Source organism: Streptococcus sp. HMSC076C09 (assembly GCF_001837905.1).
Lineage (GTDB): Bacteria > Bacillota > Bacilli > Lactobacillales > Streptococcaceae > Streptococcus > Streptococcus parasanguinis_I.
Window position 1 is genome coordinate 53,988 of record NZ_KV834646.1, and the last position, 16,999, is coordinate 70,986.

A 16,999-nucleotide genomic window follows, 5' to 3' on the forward strand; every position below is an offset into this window, starting at 1 on the left:
TATAATAGCACATATACTTTGAACCTCACGAATCGTGAGAATGAATGGATACTAAAGGAGAAGAATAGATGATTCCAGTAGTTATTGAACAAACCAGTCGTGGAGAACGTTCTTACGATATTTATTCCCGTCTGTTGAAAGATCGAATTATCATGGTAACAGGACCCGTTGAGGACCAAATGGCTAACTCCATTATCGCTCAATTGCTCTTCTTGGATGCCCAAGATAATACAAAAGATATCTATATGTATATCAATACACCAGGAGGCTCTGTCTCTGCAGGTCTTGCCATCGTAGATACCATGAACTTTATCAAGTCAGATGTCCAAACCATTGTCATGGGGATGGCAGCTTCTATGGGAACAATTATCGCTTCAAGCGGTGCGAAGGGCAAACGCTTCATGTTGCCAAACGCCGAGTACATGATTCACCAACCAATGGGTGGTACTGGTGGTGGTACCCAACAAACCGATATGGCGATTGCAGCAGAACACTTGCTCAAAACACGGAATAACTTGGAAAAAATCCTTGCGGAAAATTCAGGTCAATCCATTGAAAAAGTGCATGCTGATGCGGAACGTGATAATTGGATGAGCGCACAAGAAACACTTGAATATGGCTTTATTGATGAAATCATGGCCAATAATAAATTGGGCTAAACCATCCTGTGGGAAGGCCCGTCAAGAGGCTGGGACAAAAGTCCTAGCCTCTCAATTATTTTTGGATTGTCGAGCAAAACGCAGTGGTTGAGTGGGCTCTACTTCGCTGATTTCATCAGCTTTTACAGCCCTACTCAACTGTGCGGAGGTGGGACGACGAAATCGAATTCTAACGAATTACCGATTTCTGTCCCACTCTCTTTTTTGCTCTCATAAAAGAGTAGTTCTTTTTCTTGAAATTTGATATACTAGTAACAGAACGAGAAAGGGATTGACCATGTTTGAGAAACAAGAAAGAACAGGCTTAATTGTTAAATTGTATTACAATCGCGACGGGAAAAAATTACAATCAGTCGGAGATGTCTTGTACCATTCTAAGAAATGCCGTTATGTCCAATTGTATGTGGACAGTGACAAGGCGGATCAAGTCATGGAAGACTTAAAGAAAGAACGTTATGTCAAAAAAGTCTTGCCTTGCCATCTCAAAGATTTAGATACAGATTTTGTGGGGAGTTTGCAACGATTGGAGACCCCATCTGTGGTAACAGAAGTTTAGAAAACGCAATCATTTGATGGATTGCGTTTTTTTTATTGACAATTGTCAGATAATTCGGTATATTCTTAATGTATTTATTTTAAGATTCATTTAAGGAGATCATTACAAATGAAGAAAAAATTTGCTCTTTCATTTTTAACCATTGCAAGTGTCGCTCTTCTTGCTGCTTGTGGTGAAGTTTCTACTTCAGGTTCAAACACAACTGGTAACGAAATCGGCAAAGAACTAAAAGTCGGTTTTAACTTTGAAAAAACTGGTGAAGTAGCAGCCTACGGTAGCGCTGAACAAAAAGGTGCTCAATTGGCCGTTGATGAAATCAACGCTAAGGGTGGAGCTGACGGTAAGAAGATCGTTGTCACAGATAAAGATAACAAATCTGAAACAGCTGAAGCAGCTACAGTCACTACAAACCTTGTCACTCAATCAAAAGTGAACGCTCTTGTAGGACCTGCAACTTCAGGTGCTACTGCAGCAGCGGTTGCCAATGCTGGTAAAGCAGGTGTTCCATTGGTTACACCATCTGCAACTCAAGATGATTTGACAAAAGGTCAAGATTACCTTTTCCGTGCAACCTTCATCGATAGCTTCCAAGGAAAAATCATTGCCAAATACACAACGGATAACTTGAAAGCGAAGAAAGTCGTTCTTTACTACGATAACTCATCTGACTATGCGAAAGGGATTGCTGAAGCCTTCAAGAAATCTTACAAAGGTGAAATCGTAGCAACAGAAACCTTCCAATCTAAGGATACAGACTTCCAAGCTGCTCTTACAAAAATCAAAGATAAAGACTTCGATGCGATTGTTCTTCCAGGTTACTACACAGAAACTGGTAAGATTGTAAACCAAGCGCGTGGTATGGGAATCAAACAACCAATCATTGGTGGGGATGGATTTAGCGATGCTAAGTTCGTTGAACAAGCAACACCTGCTGCAGCTACAGATATCTACTACGTAGCTGGATTCTCTACTGAAGGTGAAATGACTGATAAAGCCAAGAAATTCGTAGAAGCATACAAAGCGAAATACAATGAAGAACCTTCAATGTTCGCAGCTTTGGCTTATGATTCAGTTTACATGGTTGCAGAAGCATCTAAAGGTGCTAAGAACTCTGTCGAATTGAAAGATAACCTTGCGAAGTTGAAAGACTTGGAAGGTGTGACTGGTACAATGTCAATTGACAAGAACCACAACCCGGTTAAATCAGCTCTTATGATTGGCTTGAAAGATGGTAAAGTCAAATCAGTTGAGTCTGTTAAACCATAATTATCATTTGTTGTTTGTACAAGAGGCTGGGAGAATGAAAATTCCTGGCCTCGCTCTTTATTGTTAGAAAGGATGGTTCAAATGCTCCAGCAATTAGTGAACGGTCTAATCTTGGGAAGTGTCTATGCACTCTTGGCCCTTGGTTATACTATGGTGTATGGAATTATCAAATTGATCAACTTTGCCCATGGGGATATCTACATGGTAGGTGCCTTTATGGGATATTTCTTATTGAACTCATGGAAAGTAAACTTCTTTGTAGCCTTGCTCCTAGCCATGGTTGGGACAGCTATTTTAGGGGTTGTAATTGAATACCTGGCTTATCGTCCGCTTCGTCATTCGACTCGGATTGCTGCCTTGATCACAGCCATCGGGGTTTCCTTCTTGCTCGAATATGGGATGGTCTTCTTCGTCGGTGCCAATACCCGTTCCTTCCCGCAAGTGATTAAAACAGTTCGTTACAACTTTGGTCCTATTTCAATCTCCAATATTCAGTTGATGATCTTGGGAGTGTCTGTTTTCTTGATGGTCGCTCTTCAATTTATTATTCAAAAAACAAAGATGGGGAAAGCCATGCGGGCTGTATCTGTTGATAGTGATGCCGCTCAATTGATGGGGATTAACGTAAACCGTACGATCAGCTTTACCTTTGCTTTGGGATCAGCTTTGGCAGGTGCTGGTGGTGTCTTGATTGGTTTGTATTACAACTCGATCGAGCCTTTGATGGGGATGACACCAGGGATCAAAGCCTTTGTCGCAGCCGTTCTTGGGGGAATCGGAATCATTCCAGGTGCTGCCCTAGGTGGATTTGTTATCGGTTTGTTAGAAACCTTCGCTACAGCGATCGGTCTTTCAGACTTCCGTGATGCCATTGTGTATGCCATCTTGATTGTGATCTTGCTCATCCGTCCAGCAGGTATCCTCGGTAAAAATGTGAAAGAGAAGGTGTAAGCCATGAAACAAAATTTAAAAGTGAATTTAGTCTGGCTTGGTCTTTTGGTCGCAGGTTTTGCCTTGATCCAAGTCTTGGTTGCAGCGGGTGTGCTCAACCTCTTCTATATCCAAATTTTAGAACAAATCGGAATCAATATTATCCTTGCAGTTGGCTTGAACCTCATTGTTGGTTTCTCAGGTCAATTCTCACTCGGACATGCCGGATTTATGGCGATTGGTGCCTACTCTGCAGCCATTCTCGGTTCCAAATCACCAACCTACGGGGCTTTCTTTGGCGCGATGGTTTTAGGGGCTTTGATTGCTGGTGTCGTTGCCTTGATCGTTGGGGTTCCAACCCTTCGTTTGAAAGGGGACTACCTCGCGATTGCGACACTTGGGGTTTCTGAAATCATCCGGATCTTGATCGTCAATGGTGGTACTCTAACAAATGGTGCTGCTGGGATCCTTGGTTTGCCAGCCTTTACAACTTGGCAATTGGTTTACCTCTTTGTTGTCATTACAACGATCTTTACGATTAACTTCTTACGCAGTCCAATTGGACGCTCTACCCTTTCTGTTCGTGAAGATGAAATCGCGGCAGAATCTGTTGGGATCAATACGACCAAAGTCAAAGTCATCGCCTTTGTATTTGGTGCGATCACAGCGGCGATTGCTGGATCTCTCCAAGCCGGCTTTATCGGCTCTGTTGTTCCTAAAGACTACTCTTTCACCAATACTATTAATGTCTTGATCATTGTCGTGTTTGGTGGTTTGGGATCAATGTCCGGAACAGTTGTGGCAGCCATCGTCTTGGGTATCTTGAACATGGTGCTTCAAGACTTCTCAAGTGTCCGTATGATCATTTACTCATTGGCTTTGATTCTCGTGATGATCTTCCGTCCAGGTGGTCTTCTTGGAACATGGGAATTCAGCTTGAAAAAACTACTCTCAAAAAAGGAGGCTAACTAATGGCACTTCTTGAAGTAAAAAATTTAACAAAAAACTTTGGTGGTTTGACAGCCGTTGGGGATGTGACCATGGAACTCAATGAAGGGGAATTGGTTGGATTGATCGGACCAAACGGTGCCGGTAAAACAACCCTCTTCAACCTCCTAACAGGGGTATATGAACCAAGTGAAGGGACCATTACCTTAGATGGTCAGTTGCTAAATGGTAAAGCACCATATAAAATCGCTGCAGGTGGTCTGGGACGGACTTTCCAAAATATTCGTCTCTTTAAAGATTTAAGCGTTTTGGACAATGTCTTGATTGCCTTTGCCAATCACCACAAACCACATGTCTTTGCGAGTCTTTTCCGCTTGCCAAGCTATTACAAGAATGAAGAAGCTTTGAAAGCGAAAGCCCTTGAATTGTTAGCGATTTTTGGTTTGGAAAAAGAAGCAGATACCTTGGCCAAAAACTTAGCTTACGGACAACAACGTCACTTGGAGATCGTTCGTGCCCTTGCTACAGAGCCAAAAATCCTCTTCTTGGATGAACCTGCTGCAGGGATGAACCCTCAAGAAACAGCAGAATTGACCCAATTGATCCGTCGCATTCAAAAAGAATTTAATATTACGATCATGCTGATCGAGCACGATATGAGCTTGGTTATGGAAGTAACAGAACGGATTTATGTATTGGAATATGGTCGCTTGATTGCCCATGGTACGCCAGATGAAATCAAGACCAACAAACGCGTAATCGAAGCATATCTAGGAGGTGAAGCCTAATGTCTATGTTAAAAGTTGAAAATCTTTCTGTACACTATGGCATGATCCAGGCTGTCCGTGATGTCAGTTTCGAGGTGAATGAAGGGGAAGTTGTTTCTCTTATCGGTGCTAACGGTGCTGGGAAAACATCTATTCTTCGTACGATTTCAGGTTTGGTGCGTCCAAGTGCTGGGAAAATCGAGTTTTTAGGTCAGGAGATTCAAAAGGTTCCGGCTCAAAAGATTGTAGCAGCAGGACTCTCTCAAGTTCCAGAAGGCCGCCACGTCTTTCCAGGCTTAACTGTTATGGAAAACTTGGAGATGGGAGCTTTCTTGAAGAAAGATCGAGAAGAAAATCAAGCTAACTTGAAGAAAGTCTTTTCTCGTTTCCCACGTTTGGAAGAACGGAAGAACCAAGATGCAGCAACCCTATCTGGTGGGGAACAACAAATGCTCGCAATGGGTCGTGCACTCATGTCAACGCCAAAACTCTTGCTTCTGGATGAACCTTCTATGGGATTGGCTCCAATCTTTATCCAAGAAATCTTTGATATCATCCAAGATATCCAAAAACAAGGGACAACGGTTCTCTTGATCGAGCAAAATGCCAACAAGGCTCTTGCTATCGCAGACCGAGGTTATGTTTTGGAAACAGGGAAAGTCGTTCTTTCCGGAACAGGAAAAGAACTCTTAGCCTCAGAAGAAGTCCGCAAGGCCTACCTTGGTGGATAAGATTTCTAAAGATTGTTTGAAAAGAAAAGTTAGCTAAACCTTTCTTCGGATTGATGATAAAGAAAATTTAGAAACTTTCCTTAGGTGAGTACGGGCGTTAGGTGAAATTATCCGGTGGATGATTTCAGCAATCCAGGAAGTTCCATGACTAATTAAGATACAAAGGGCGTTTGCGGATAAAGTCAAAATAGGATGTTTGACGCAGAATCTTTCGATTCTAGGAGAACTTATCTTTTTGGCACAATCTGTGGCCCGTATTCAATTCGTTTTGAGCCCCTTCGCTTTTTAATTTCTGAGCTCAGGCTAAAACAGTTCCCCGAACTGTTTTACTCTCAAAACTCCCGAGTGCTTGAAACAAGATTGTTTCAAGCACTTTTCTCACGGCGGAAAGTTTCAATATACTCCCAAATGATTCAAAAAATAGCATAATTTCTATTATGAAGAATTATTAATCTTATTTTATAGGAAAAACAGTTTGAATATGTTCGAAGAGGCTGGGACAAAAGTCCTAGCCTCTCAATTATTTTTGGATTGTCGAGCAAGACGCAGTGGTTGAGTGGGCTCTACTACGCTGATTTCATCAGCTTTTACAGCCCTACTCAACTGTGCGGAGGTGGGACGACGAAATCGAATTCTAACGAATTACCGATTTCTGTCCCACTCTCTTTTTTCATTTTTACTGGCTAAGATTTTTTCTTAGTAAAATAATTTAAAATATATAATTTCCTTTATTAATTTGGTAAAATAAACGTAATTACTAATGATTGAAATGGATTATAAGTTATGCATATAGATCGAAAAATTCAATTGGGTGAATTATATAAGGAACTGAGAATTGCCAGAGGCTTAAAACAAAAGGATGTTGCTAGGAAAGGGTTAAGCATAGCACAATTGTCTAAATTTGAAAATGGGCAAACGATGTTAAGTGCTGATAAATTATTAATAGCGATAGAATCAATCCACATGACTTTTGAAGAGTTTGGCCATAAATTAAATAATTATGAATTACCTAAAGATATTATTTTAGGTAAGAAGATATCCACTTTATTTTTGAAACAGGATATTAAAGGATTAGAGTATCTATTAACTGAAGTATTACAGAGTGAAGAGACGGATCGATATCAAAGAATTCAGTCATTCATTATTGAAAATGCGATACATTCATTAGATCAAAACTATGAAAGAAATATAGAAGATAGAAAAGTATTGGTAGATTATCTATTTTCAATTGAATCTTGGACATGGTTTGAATTATATGTATTTGGAAATACAATGACTTTAATTTCAGATGAAGATCTATTATTTTTTGGAGATCAGCTTGCGGAAAGGACTAAAGATTATAATTTTCTTAAACACAATTTAAGTTCTTTAAAATTAACGTACATAAATTTAATTGGCGAATTGATTTTAAGAAAAATTGATACTCAAGTTCCATTGTTTATACTCGAGCTAGAAAAGCTTCTTTTCCCATATGATATGCTAGAAATCATGTTGTTAAAATTTTTAAAATTAGTAAATGGTTACTTAAAGTCAAAAAATTCTAAAAAGGAAATTAAACAATTTATAGAGTCTCTTCGAGTTGTTGGTGATAGTCAACTGATTAATATTTTAGAGGTAAAATTGGACCAGTTTGGGATACATATAAATTAGGCAAAAGATCAGATGTATGAGATAGGATATTTCATATTTGAAACTCTGTTAAATATTTAAAATTTAGTAGTAAACTATATTTAGATATAACAATTAAATACTTCGATATTTTGTTAATTCATATAAAAGAAAAAGTAATTCTGAAAAACTTAAAAATATTTTTTATTTGAATGAAGTTATGTCTATCAAGTTTCTATTAGAAAGGTATAGCAGATGAAAGTTTTTTTAAGAAATATTTTTTTTAGGAATCTGGTCTTATCTAGTTTCTTCGATGATTTAGGATCAACTATTTATAATCTTGTTTTTGTAGTATTTGCAGCAAGTATGGCGAATAGTAAATTGGCGGTTGGTGTAGCAAGTTTTATACAATATATTCCAACGATTTGTGCTCTTTTTATTGCAATGCAGGCTGACAAAACAAAGAATAAGAAATTGTGGTTGCTATTATTAGGATATATACAAGCAGTATTATTTATTATGGTTGCGTTCTTATCGAAAGAAAATTCATGGCTAGTTTTCTCGATTGTATGTTTCATAAACATCCTATCAGATTGTATTACAGAGTACAGAAGAGGCCTAGTATTACCTATGTTTCAGTCACACATTCCCGAAGAAGACCTGATGGAAGCGTACTCTTTTGATCAAGTAATTAGTCAAATAACTTTGATTTCTGGTCAAACTTTGGGAGTTTGGTTACTAACGATTTCTCATAATAATTTCTTCTTTTTAGCTACAATAAATGCTATAAGTTTCTTATTATCGTCGATGGTGTTGCTTAAAATTCAAAGACAATTGACACATCCAGAAGTTAATTATTCACCAGAAAATGGGTTTATCTCACAACTTAAGAACCTTTACAAAAATAGTAAAAGTATATTTAAATATCAAGAGAAAGTACGTTTTGGTCTAATGATTTTTTCAATTTTAGGATTAAATTCGCTAGGCAGTGCTATTTTAATAATGTACAATTTAAAATTTACAGAAATAACTCCCTTTGGTTTATCTTTTGCTCAGTCAGTGTTTTTACTTCAAACAATATTATTTGTCTCAGCCCTAATTGGTGGAATGACCCCTAATGATTATTTTTCTAAACTTTCACTTATTAAAATACTTCAAATAGATAGTGGACTATTAATAGTCATAGGAATATGTGGTTGGATAAATGGTTTGGAAATAATTTCTTTTAGTGTGTTGGCATTCATGATGTATCTTAGTAGTAAGGTAAATCCCAAATTAAATAGTCTCTTAATGGCAAAACTTCCACCGGATATTCTTGCACAAACTAGTAGTTTTTTTAAGGTTATATCAGTATTATCAATGCCAATAGCAACTATTTTGTTTACAAGTTTATCTATGTGGAACTCTCAGTTTGCTTGGGGTGTATTCTTATTATTATCCATTGTGGTATTTGTACTTTCCTTATCTTCTAATAAATCGGTTACTAGTGACTAAGATTAGTTTGCAAGATTTAAATGTTGCATAAAAAGGTACGTGTGTTTGATTTTTCTAAATTTTGAAAACAAGAGAAAACTGCTGAAAGCGTTTGAAATCATTCTTAAAATCAAGTATAATAAAACTAATAAAAGCATAGGAGAACTTGTTATGGCTGTTAAAGATTTTATGACACGTAAAGTGGTTTATATTAGTCCAGATACTACAATTGCCCATGCGGCAGATTTGATGCGGGAACAAGGTTTGCACCGTTTGCCAGTCATTGAAAATGATAAATTGGTTGGCTTGGTGACAGAAGGTACGATTGCAGAAGCAAGTCCATCTAAAGCAACAAGCTTGTCTATTTTCGAGATGAACTATCTGTTGAACAAGACCAAGGTCAAAGATGTCATGCTTCGCGATGTCATTACCGTCTCTAAATTTGCAAGCTTAGAAGATGCGACCTACCTCATGTATAAGAACAAGGTGGGAATTCTTCCAGTCGTGGACAATGACCAAGTATCTGGTGTCATCACAGACCGTGATATTTTCCGTGCCTTCCTTGAAGTATCCGGTTATGGAGAAGAAGGAGTTCGTGTTCGCTTTGTGACAGAAGATAAGGTTGGCGTTCTCGAACAAATCATTCACTTGATTGTAGAAGAAGGGTATAACATCGCCAATACAGTCAATATCCCAACCAAAGACGATCGTGTCGTTATCGAAGTTCAAATTGATGGGGTGACAGATCTAGAAGGAATCCGTAGTAAATTTGAAGCCAACGGTTTGAAAGTCGATGAAATCACTCGAACAACCGCAAAAGCAATTTAATAAAAAATCAGGCTGGATGACAATCCAGTCTGATTTTTCTATTAACGGTTAATGGGTTGTTTTTCTTTATCTAAAGTAAAGCCTTCGCCGAGAATTTCATGGGCTTCAGAAATGGTGATGAAGGCGAATGGATCAATCTGATTGATGATGTCTTTCATTTGTTTCATCTCATTCCGTGAAACGACACAGTAGACGATATCCAGGTCCTTACGGCTGTAATAGCCCATCCCGCGGATAAAGGTAATCCCGCGACCCAGATCGTCGGATACTTTTTGGGCAATTTCTTCTGGTTTGGATGTGACGATAAGGAAGCCTTTTCCAGCAAAACCACCTTCTCCAATCAAGTCGATCACAAGGGTGTCAATCAGGATAAAGAAGAGGGTGTACATAGCTGTACGGACATCTTGGAAGACAATGACCACAGTTGTCAGAACAATGGCATCTACAATCAACATGAGTTTTCCCATGCTGAGGGAAGTGTATTTGTTAAAGATGCGAGCGAGGATATCAGTTCCTCCCGTAGTTCCCCCAGCATTGAAGATGATCCCTAGACCTAAACCAAGGACAACCCCTGAGGCTATACAGGCAAGCAGAATATCTCCTTTAAAGGCTGTAAAGACAAAGTGATGGTAGTGGTGGCTGAGGGGCATGGCCTCAAAAATTGCCATCCATGCCGAAACCGAGAAAGTCCCAAGTAAGCTCAGGTAAAGAGATTTCTTGCCCAGCAGTTTCCAAGCCAGAACGAAGAGAGGGATATTGATCAGCAAGTTCATCAGGGATACGGGGACTTTTAAGAGGTAATAGGTGATCAAGGTAATCCCTGTCGCTCCTCCTTCATAGAAGTGAAAGGGAATGACCAAAAAATAGATCCCAAACGAAAAAATGCCGGCCCCAAAAATGATAGCCAGAATATCTTTAAATTTAAACATGATAGGTTGTCTCCTAAAACTTTATAAGAACATTGTAACAAAAAAGTGAAAAAATGAAAATGACTTTGAAAAATTTTCTCTCCTAAAATACAAGATTTTTACCCTTATTTTTGGTAAAATAAAAAGTAGAAAACTAGAAAGAGGATACTATGGTAAACGGTACATTAATTTCATTTGAAGGTCCAGAAGGAGCGGGGAAATCATCGGTCCTAGAAGCCGTTTTGCCTCTACTTGAAGAAAAAGGAATTCCTTTTATTACAACCCGTGAACCAGGCGGTGTAGACATTGCAGAAAAGATCCGCCAAGTCATTTTAGATCCAGACCATACTAGTATGGATGCCAAGACTGAGTTGTTGCTCTATATTGCTAGTCGCCGGCAGCATTTGGTGGAACGTGTCTTGCCAGCCCTTGCAGCTGGGAAGGTTGTCTTGATGGACCGCTTTATTGACAGCTCGGTCGCTTATCAAGGGTATGGTCGCGGTCTGAGTGTGGAAGATATCGAGTGGCTCAATCAATTCGCGACAGATGGTCTTAAACCAGACCTCACCCTTTACTTTGATCTGGATGTCGAAGAAGGGCTCGCTCGAATTGCCAAAAACCAAGAGCGGGAAGTCAATCGTTTAGATTTGGAAGGATTGGAGCTTCACCAAAAAGTCAGACAAGGTTATTTGGCCTTGTATGAAAAGGAACCAGAGCGCATTGTGAAAATCGATGCCAGTCAATCCTTTGAAGCAGTCTTTGCGGATGTCTTGGCTGTTTTAGAAAATCGCTTGGGGATATTGAAATGAAGCTAGAAGAGATCCAACAGCTCCAGCCAGAATTGGTGGAGCGCTTCACCCAGATCTTGGAACACAAACAGCTCAGTCATGCTTATCTCTTTACGGGTTCTTTTGCCAGTTTTGAGATGGCCCTCTTGCTAGCTCAAAGTCAATTTTGCGAAGATTTGCAGGGAGTCTGGCCTTGTGGCAAATGCCGTTCCTGCCGCTTGATTGAAGAAGAAGAATTCTCAGACGTAAAGATCGTGCGTCCAGTCAACCAAATCATTAAGACTGACCGCATTCGCTCGCTCGTTCAAGACTTTTCTCAATCAGGATTTGAAGGAAGTCGGCAGGTCTTTATCGTCCAAGATGCGGATAAGATGCATACCAATGCGGCCAATTCTCTCTTAAAAGTCATGGAGGAGCCCCAGAGTGAGATCTATCTCTTCTTGTTGACTTCCGATGAAAACTTGATCTTACCGACCATCAAGAGTCGGGCCCAGCAGGTCCATTTTCCTAAAAAGCAAGCCTACCTAACCGAACTGCTAGAAAAAGAAGGCTTGATCAAATCACAGGCAAATTTAGTAGCTCGTTTTAGTTTTAGTCTCGAAGAAGCAGAGCAGCAAAAAAGGAATGCCACTTTTTTTGAACTGGCCAAAATTTGTGATCAATTCATCGAACGTTGTCAATCCAATTTAAATCGTGCTTATTTGGAAGTGACCCGCTTAGTGAGCCTAGCAGATGATAAGGAAAAACAAAGCCAGGCCTTTCGTTTGATGGAGTTGGCTTTAGAAGAGCAGTTGTGCTTGAGTCGCTCCCAGCAGTTGCTTGAGAAATTGAGTCTTGCTCGCAGGATGTGGAAGGCCAATGTTTCTTTTCAAAATGCTCTAGAATATATGGTTTTGAGCTTAGAAAGTTAAGGAGTCAGAATGAATAAAAAAGAATTATTTGATGCTTTAGACGGCTTTTCTCAGAATTTGTTGGTCACCTTGGCTGAAGTCGAAGCCATCAAGAAAAATTTGAAACAAGTCATCGAAGAAAATACAGCTCTTCGCTTAGAAAATGATAAATTGAGAGAGCGTTTGGGGGAAGTGGAGAAGACTTCATCCGCAAAGTCACAACACCATGGTCGTGAAAATTTGCAACGTATTTACAACGATGGTTTTCATATCTGCACTTATTCCTATGGTCAACGCCGTGAGAACGATGAAGAGTGTATGTTTTGTGACGAGTTGTTATTTAGGGAGTAAGCATGCAGATCCAACGAAGTTTTAAAGGGGAAAAGAAAACTGGGGTGCTTTACTTGGTCCCAACACCGATCGGTAACCGGGAGGATATGAGTTACCGCATGGTCCAGACCCTAAAGGATGTGGACTTGATCGCAGCTGAGGATACTAGAAATACAGGCCTCTTGCTCAAGCATTTTGAGATTGCGACACCCCAGACCAGCTTTCATGAGCACAATGCCATGGAGAAAATTCCAGATCTGATCGCCCATTTAGAATCTGGAAAAGACTTAGCGCAAGTCTCAGATGCAGGACTCCCTAGTATTTCTGACCCTGGTCATGATTTGGTCAAGGCAGCGATTGAACGCGAGATTCCTGTCGTAGCTGTGCCTGGTCCTAGTGCAGGTATAACGGGTTTGATTGCCAGTGGCCTAGCCCCTCAACCTCATATTTTTTATGGATTTCTGCCTCGCAAAGAGGGGCAACAAAAGGCCTTTTTCCAAGAAAAAGTGGCCTACCCTGAGACTCAGATCTTTTATGAGTCGCCCCATCGGGTGAAGGCGACCTTAGAGAATATGTTGGCTGTCTATGGGGATCGTTCGGTCGTCCTGGTTCGTGAATTGACCAAGATCTACGAGGAATATACTCGTGGCAGTATTTCTGAGTTAGTCGCATTTCTTGAAGAAAATTCCCTCAAAGGGGAGTGTCTCTTGATCGTCGAAGGAGCCAAGGAAGAAGAGCTAGACCTAGAAGAGGTCGACTTGATTCAAGAGATCGACACCTTGGTCCAAGAGGGCATGAAGAAAAATCAAGCAATTAAACAGGTCGCCAAACAATATGGCCTGCAAAAGAGTGAGCTCTATGCTCGTTACCATCAAGACTAGGAAAGGTTGGAAGCAGGATGGAAATTAGAATGGCTTATCCCAACGAGATTAAGCGAATTATGGAAATTATCCAAGATGCCAAGGAAAGCCTGGCTCAAAGACAGGTCGACCAGTGGCAGGATGGCTATCCAGATGAAGAGATCATTTTTGAGGATATTCTAGAAAGTCGTGGCTATGTCGCCGTTGAAGATCAGGAAGTCGTGGCCTATGCAGCTGTCTACAAGGGCAACGAAGCGGCTTACAATGAGATTTATGATGGTAAGTGGGAGCATGACAACTATATGTATGTCACTTTTCACCGGGTCGCTGTAGCCAAAGAAGCTGCTGGCAAAGGGGTAGCGCAGACCTTCCTTCAAGGTTTAATCGAAGGGGAAAAAGGGCCAGATTTCCGTTGCGATACGCACCCGGATAATCTGGTGATGCAGCATTTACTTGAAAAATTGGGCTACCATTATTGTGGAAAGGTCCCCATTGATGGCGTACGTCTGGCTTATCAAAAGATCAAACGAAAAGCAGAAACTAGTCTATTCCAAGTGGTCTCAGAAGAGGACCGCTGGGACCAAAGAGCAGAAGCGGCCTACAATGACTCTCTATCTTAAACAATTTTATGAAAGCCCTATGGGGCTTCTTTCGATCATTGTCAGTGAAGAAGGCCTTGTTGAGCTTGATTTTTATGATCCGAAAGAGGAGGCGACTGATCCCTATGGGGCGCTGGAGCAGGTCCATCCCTTCCATGAGAAGGTGAAGGAGTGGTTGGACCACTATTTTGCGGGGGATCCAATCGCTATCAGCTTTCCACTAGCACCGCAAGGGACAGCTTTTCAAGAGCGGGTGTGGCAGTTATTGCGAGAGATCCCATATGGTGAGACCAAGACCTATGGCCAGCTGGCCCAGGATCTTTCTTGTGGTTCAGCCCAAGCCGTGGGACAGGCTGTTGGACGCAATCCCTTAACGATCTTAGTCCCTTGCCACCGCGTGATGGGAAAAGATGGACAACTGACGGGCTATGCATCTGGACTCGATCGCAAACGCTGGCTCTTACACCATGAAGGAATTACCTGGAAGGAGAAATAAAATCGATGTATACATTTATTGAATACCCAAAATGTTCGACTTGTCGAAAGGCTAAATCAGAATTGGACGGTCTCCAATGTGAGTTTCAAAGCCAAAACATCGTCACAGAAACACCGACTAGCCAAGAATTGCAAGACTGGATGGCAGCTTCTGGCCTACCAATCAAGTCTTTCTTCAATACTAGCGGAATGAAATACCGGGAACTCGGTTTGAAAGATAAGGTGGATCAACTGACAGTGAAAGAAGCGGCGGATCTCCTTGCTTCAGACGGTATGCTGATCAAGCGGCCTTTGCTTGTCAAAGACGGAAAAGTTGTTCAAGTGGGCTACCGAAAACCATACGCAGACTTAGGTTTGTAAAAGAAAAGGGAGTTGGATTTTCTTCAGATCTATAATAAAGGTATGCCAGAAGCTTTCCTTGGGTGAGTACGGACGTCAGCGAACTTCAAAGAAGTTCCATGACTTAGTTTTGAGCCTAAGGTCTCAAAACTCCCGAGTGCTAGAAACAATAATGTTTCTAGCACTTTTCTCACGGCGGAAAGTTTCGGTATATTCTTTATGAAATTCATAAGTTAGAACTTATTTTGATTTTTTGACAAAATCGCGTAACCTATCTTACTTATAATTTATTTATATATATTCTAAAGGGAGTTGGGCTCCCTTTTCATTTTGCAGTGAAGATGATATAATCATACGAGTGAAATCAATGAAAGAGAGGCAAGCATGAGTATTTTAGAAGTGAAAAATTTAAGCCACGGTTTTGGGGATCGTGCGATTTTTGAGGATGTGTCCTTCCGTTTGCTAAAGGGAGAACATATCGGTCTTGTTGGGGCCAATGGTGAAGGGAAATCGACCTTCATGAGCATCGTGACTGGTAAGATGCAACCTGACGAAGGAAAGGTGGAGTGGTCTAAGTATGTGACGGCGGGCTACCTGGATCAGCATTCGGTCTTAGAAGAAGGACAAACGGTTCGCGATGTTTTACGGACCGCTTTTGATGAGTTGTTCACAGCTGAAGCTCGCATCAATGACCTCTATATGGCCATGGCGGAAGAGGGAGCCGATGTCGATGCTCTGATGGAAGAGGTTGGAGAACTCCAAGAGCGTCTAGAAAGCCGTGATTTTTATACCTTGGATGCCAAGATCGATGAAGTGGCGCGTGCTCTTGGGGTTATGGACTTTGGCATGGACACAGATGTGACTTCCTTATCAGGTGGGCAACGGACCAAGGTCCTCTTGGCCAAACTCTTACTTGAGAAACCAGATATCCTTCTCTTGGACGAGCCAACCAACTACTTGGATGCAGAGCATATCGATTGGCTCAAACGCTACTTGCAGAATTATGAAAATGCCTTTGTCCTCATTTCCCACGATATTCCTTTCTTGAACGATGTGATCAACATCGTCTACCATGTGGAAAATCAGCAGTTGACCCGCTATTCAGGAGACTACTACCAATTCCTTGAAGTCTATGAAATGAAGAAATCGCAATTGGAAGCGGCTTATGAGCGCCAGCAAAAAGAGATTGCTGATTTGAAAGATTTCGTAGCCCGTAATAAGGCGCGTGTGGCTACACGGAATATGGCCATGTCTCGTCAGAAGAAGCTGGACAAGATGGAACTGATTGAGTTACAAAGTGAGAAACCAAAGCCATCCTTTGAATTTAAAAATGCCCGGACTCCTGGTCGCTTTATCTTCCAGGCCAAGGATCTTCAGATTGGCTATGACCGTCCGTTGACCAAGCCTTTGAATCTAACATTTGAACGCAATCAAAAGGTAGCCATCATCGGGGCCAACGGGATCGGGAAAACCACTCTCTTGAAGAGCTTGTTAGGAATCATCCCACCAATCGCTGGAGAAGTCGAGCGTGGAGACTACCTAGAGCTTGGCTACTTTGAGCAAGAGGTCGAAGGGGGCAATCGTCAGACGCCGCTAGAAGCAGTTTGGAATGCCTTTCCGGCTCTCAACCAAGCAGAAGTCCGTGCAGCCCTTGCTCGCTGTGGTTTGACCACCAAACACATCGAGAGCCAAATCCAGGTGCTATCCGGTGGGGAGCAAGCCAAGGTACGCTTCTGTCTCTTGATGAATCGCGAAAACAATGTCTTGGTACTAGACGAGCCGACCAACCACTTGGATGTGGATGCCAAAGATGAATTGAAACGGGCCCTAAAAGAGTACAAGGGATCGATCCTCATGGTTTGCCACGAGCCAGATTTCTATGAAGGCTGGATGGACCAAATCTGGGACTTTAATGAATTGACGTAAAGACAAAAAGAGAACTGCATGGTTCTCTTTTCAGATTCTTCTTAGAAACTTTCCTTAGGTGAGTACGGAGGTTAGGTGAAATTATCCAGTGGATGATT

The 16,999-nt window shown here is 41.1% G+C and carries 19 protein-coding genes; 18 read left to right on the forward strand and 1 reads right to left on the reverse strand.

Annotated features, from left to right (window positions below):
• Positions 1-68 precede the first annotated feature (68 nt).
• The 10 genes from clpP (at position 69) to HMPREF2704_RS05935 (ending at position 9,766) form a co-directional block, all read left to right on the forward strand.
• Positions 69-659: an ATP-dependent Clp protease proteolytic subunit ClpP gene (gene clpP, locus HMPREF2704_RS05890; RefSeq protein WP_021153673.1), complete on the forward strand. Its 591-nt coding sequence runs from the start codon at positions 69-71 to the stop codon at positions 657-659.
• Positions 660-936: 277 nt separating this feature from the next.
• Positions 937-1,215: a DUF2129 domain-containing protein gene (locus HMPREF2704_RS05895; protein WP_023918810.1), complete on the forward strand. Its 279-nt coding sequence runs from the start codon at positions 937-939 to the stop codon at positions 1,213-1,215.
• Positions 1,216-1,323: 108 nt separating this feature from the next.
• Positions 1,324-2,481 carry an ABC transporter substrate-binding protein gene (locus HMPREF2704_RS05900; RefSeq protein ID WP_023918808.1) on the forward strand — a complete coding sequence of 386 codons (1,158 nt, stop codon included), beginning with the start codon at positions 1,324-1,326 and terminating at the stop codon, positions 2,479-2,481.
• Positions 2,482-2,562: 81 nt separating this feature from the next.
• Entirely contained in the window at positions 2,563-3,432 is an 870-nt protein-coding gene (locus tag HMPREF2704_RS05905) for a branched-chain amino acid ABC transporter permease (protein ID WP_021153669.1), read from the forward strand.
• Positions 3,433-3,435: 3 nt separating this feature from the next.
• Entirely contained in the window at positions 3,436-4,383 is a 948-nt protein-coding gene (locus HMPREF2704_RS05910) for a branched-chain amino acid ABC transporter permease (protein ID WP_003008278.1), read from the forward strand.
• The gene (locus HMPREF2704_RS05915; RefSeq protein WP_003005595.1) at positions 4,383-5,147 is read left to right on the forward strand and encodes an ABC transporter ATP-binding protein; all 765 of its coding nucleotides are present in this window, start codon (positions 4,383-4,385) and stop codon (positions 5,145-5,147) included. Before HMPREF2704_RS05910 ends, HMPREF2704_RS05915 begins: the two co-directional genes overlap by 1 nt.
• Complete coding sequence (locus HMPREF2704_RS05920; RefSeq protein WP_003008277.1) at positions 5,147-5,857, forward strand: ABC transporter ATP-binding protein; 711 nt, start codon at positions 5,147-5,149, stop codon at positions 5,855-5,857. Before HMPREF2704_RS05915 ends, HMPREF2704_RS05920 begins: the two co-directional genes overlap by 1 nt.
• A gap of 783 nt (positions 5,858-6,640) precedes the next feature.
• Positions 6,641-7,507: an Rgg/GadR/MutR family transcriptional regulator gene (locus HMPREF2704_RS05925; RefSeq protein WP_021153668.1), complete on the forward strand. Its 867-nt coding sequence runs from the start codon at positions 6,641-6,643 to the stop codon at positions 7,505-7,507.
• A gap of 213 nt (positions 7,508-7,720) precedes the next feature.
• Entirely contained in the window at positions 7,721-8,959 is a 1,239-nt protein-coding gene (locus HMPREF2704_RS05930; protein ID WP_049474310.1) for an MFS transporter, read from the forward strand.
• Between the two features lie 150 nt (positions 8,960-9,109).
• Positions 9,110-9,766 carry a CBS domain-containing protein gene (locus tag HMPREF2704_RS05935; protein WP_003005183.1) on the forward strand — a complete coding sequence of 219 codons (657 nt, stop codon included), beginning with the start codon at positions 9,110-9,112 and terminating at the stop codon, positions 9,764-9,766.
• A gap of 41 nt (positions 9,767-9,807) precedes the next feature.
• Here HMPREF2704_RS05935 and HMPREF2704_RS05940 read toward each other — a convergent pair whose 3' ends face one another.
• A complete protein-coding gene (locus HMPREF2704_RS05940) occupies positions 9,808-10,695 on the reverse strand; it encodes a YitT family protein (protein ID WP_049474311.1) in 888 nt (295 codons plus the stop codon).
• A 149-nt stretch (positions 10,696-10,844) separates the two neighbouring features.
• Between HMPREF2704_RS05940 and tmk the strand changes: the two genes are divergently transcribed.
• The 8 genes from tmk (at position 10,845) to HMPREF2704_RS05980 (ending at position 16,901) form a co-directional block, all read left to right on the forward strand.
• Positions 10,845-11,483, forward strand: a complete 639-nt coding sequence (gene tmk, locus HMPREF2704_RS05945) for a dTMP kinase (RefSeq protein WP_003004942.1) — start codon at positions 10,845-10,847, stop codon at positions 11,481-11,483.
• On the forward strand, positions 11,480-12,373 hold the full coding sequence (locus HMPREF2704_RS05950; protein ID WP_070466368.1) for a DNA polymerase III subunit delta': 894 nt from the start codon (positions 11,480-11,482) through the stop codon (positions 12,371-12,373). The genes tmk and HMPREF2704_RS05950 overlap by 4 nt, the downstream gene beginning before the upstream one ends.
• Positions 12,374-12,382: 9 nt before the next feature.
• Entirely contained in the window at positions 12,383-12,703 is a 321-nt protein-coding gene (gene yabA, locus HMPREF2704_RS05955; protein WP_003005416.1) for a DNA replication initiation control protein YabA, read from the forward strand.
• A 2-nt stretch (positions 12,704-12,705) separates the two neighbouring features.
• Complete coding sequence (gene rsmI / locus HMPREF2704_RS05960) at positions 12,706-13,563, forward strand: 16S rRNA (cytidine(1402)-2'-O)-methyltransferase (protein WP_070466366.1); 858 nt, start codon at positions 12,706-12,708, stop codon at positions 13,561-13,563.
• Positions 13,564-13,580: 17 nt separating this feature from the next.
• Positions 13,581-14,162, forward strand: a complete 582-nt coding sequence (locus tag HMPREF2704_RS05965; RefSeq protein ID WP_003008260.1) for a GNAT family N-acetyltransferase — start codon at positions 13,581-13,583, stop codon at positions 14,160-14,162.
• On the forward strand, positions 14,146-14,637 hold the full coding sequence (locus HMPREF2704_RS05970) for a methylated-DNA--[protein]-cysteine S-methyltransferase (protein WP_070466364.1): 492 nt from the start codon (positions 14,146-14,148) through the stop codon (positions 14,635-14,637). The genes HMPREF2704_RS05965 and HMPREF2704_RS05970 overlap by 17 nt, the downstream gene beginning before the upstream one ends.
• A gap of 5 nt (positions 14,638-14,642) precedes the next feature.
• Positions 14,643-14,996: an arsenate reductase family protein gene (locus HMPREF2704_RS05975; RefSeq protein ID WP_003013024.1), complete on the forward strand. Its 354-nt coding sequence runs from the start codon at positions 14,643-14,645 to the stop codon at positions 14,994-14,996.
• 363 nt (positions 14,997-15,359) lie between these two features.
• Complete coding sequence (locus HMPREF2704_RS05980; protein ID WP_049488524.1) at positions 15,360-16,901, forward strand: ABC-F family ATP-binding cassette domain-containing protein; 1,542 nt, start codon at positions 15,360-15,362, stop codon at positions 16,899-16,901.
• The last annotated feature ends 98 nt before the right edge of the window (positions 16,902-16,999 follow it).

What these genes read in the sequence shown, in the direction of transcription:
- clpP (WP_021153673.1), top strand. Translation starts at nt 69, where the DNA reads ATGATTCCAGTAGTTATTGAACAAACCAGTCGTGGAGAACGTTCTTAC.
- HMPREF2704_RS05895 (WP_023918810.1), top strand. Translation starts at nt 937, where the DNA reads ATGTTTGAGAAACAAGAAAGAACAGGCTTAATTGTTAAATTGTATTAC.
- HMPREF2704_RS05900 (WP_023918808.1), top strand. Translation starts at nt 1,324, where the DNA reads ATGAAGAAAAAATTTGCTCTTTCATTTTTAACCATTGCAAGTGTCGCT.
- HMPREF2704_RS05905 (WP_021153669.1), top strand. Translation starts at nt 2,563, where the DNA reads ATGCTCCAGCAATTAGTGAACGGTCTAATCTTGGGAAGTGTCTATGCA.
- HMPREF2704_RS05910 (WP_003008278.1), top strand. Translation starts at nt 3,436, where the DNA reads ATGAAACAAAATTTAAAAGTGAATTTAGTCTGGCTTGGTCTTTTGGTC.
- HMPREF2704_RS05915 (WP_003005595.1), top strand. Translation starts at nt 4,383, where the DNA reads ATGGCACTTCTTGAAGTAAAAAATTTAACAAAAAACTTTGGTGGTTTG.
- HMPREF2704_RS05920 (WP_003008277.1), top strand. Translation starts at nt 5,147, where the DNA reads ATGTCTATGTTAAAAGTTGAAAATCTTTCTGTACACTATGGCATGATC.
- HMPREF2704_RS05925 (WP_021153668.1), top strand. Translation starts at nt 6,641, where the DNA reads ATGCATATAGATCGAAAAATTCAATTGGGTGAATTATATAAGGAACTG.
- HMPREF2704_RS05930 (WP_049474310.1), top strand. Translation starts at nt 7,721, where the DNA reads ATGAAAGTTTTTTTAAGAAATATTTTTTTTAGGAATCTGGTCTTATCT.
- HMPREF2704_RS05935 (WP_003005183.1), top strand. Translation starts at nt 9,110, where the DNA reads ATGGCTGTTAAAGATTTTATGACACGTAAAGTGGTTTATATTAGTCCA.
- HMPREF2704_RS05940 (WP_049474311.1), bottom strand. Translation starts at nt 10,695, where the DNA reads ATGTTTAAATTTAAAGATATTCTGGCTATCATTTTTGGGGCCGGCATT.
- tmk (WP_003004942.1), top strand. Translation starts at nt 10,845, where the DNA reads ATGGTAAACGGTACATTAATTTCATTTGAAGGTCCAGAAGGAGCGGGG.
- HMPREF2704_RS05950 (WP_070466368.1), top strand. Translation starts at nt 11,480, where the DNA reads ATGAAGCTAGAAGAGATCCAACAGCTCCAGCCAGAATTGGTGGAGCGC.
- yabA (WP_003005416.1), top strand. Translation starts at nt 12,383, where the DNA reads ATGAATAAAAAAGAATTATTTGATGCTTTAGACGGCTTTTCTCAGAAT.
- rsmI (WP_070466366.1), top strand. Translation starts at nt 12,706, where the DNA reads ATGCAGATCCAACGAAGTTTTAAAGGGGAAAAGAAAACTGGGGTGCTT.
- HMPREF2704_RS05965 (WP_003008260.1), top strand. Translation starts at nt 13,581, where the DNA reads ATGGAAATTAGAATGGCTTATCCCAACGAGATTAAGCGAATTATGGAA.
- HMPREF2704_RS05970 (WP_070466364.1), top strand. Translation starts at nt 14,146, where the DNA reads ATGACTCTCTATCTTAAACAATTTTATGAAAGCCCTATGGGGCTTCTT.
- HMPREF2704_RS05975 (WP_003013024.1), top strand. Translation starts at nt 14,643, where the DNA reads ATGTATACATTTATTGAATACCCAAAATGTTCGACTTGTCGAAAGGCT.
- HMPREF2704_RS05980 (WP_049488524.1), top strand. Translation starts at nt 15,360, where the DNA reads ATGAGTATTTTAGAAGTGAAAAATTTAAGCCACGGTTTTGGGGATCGT.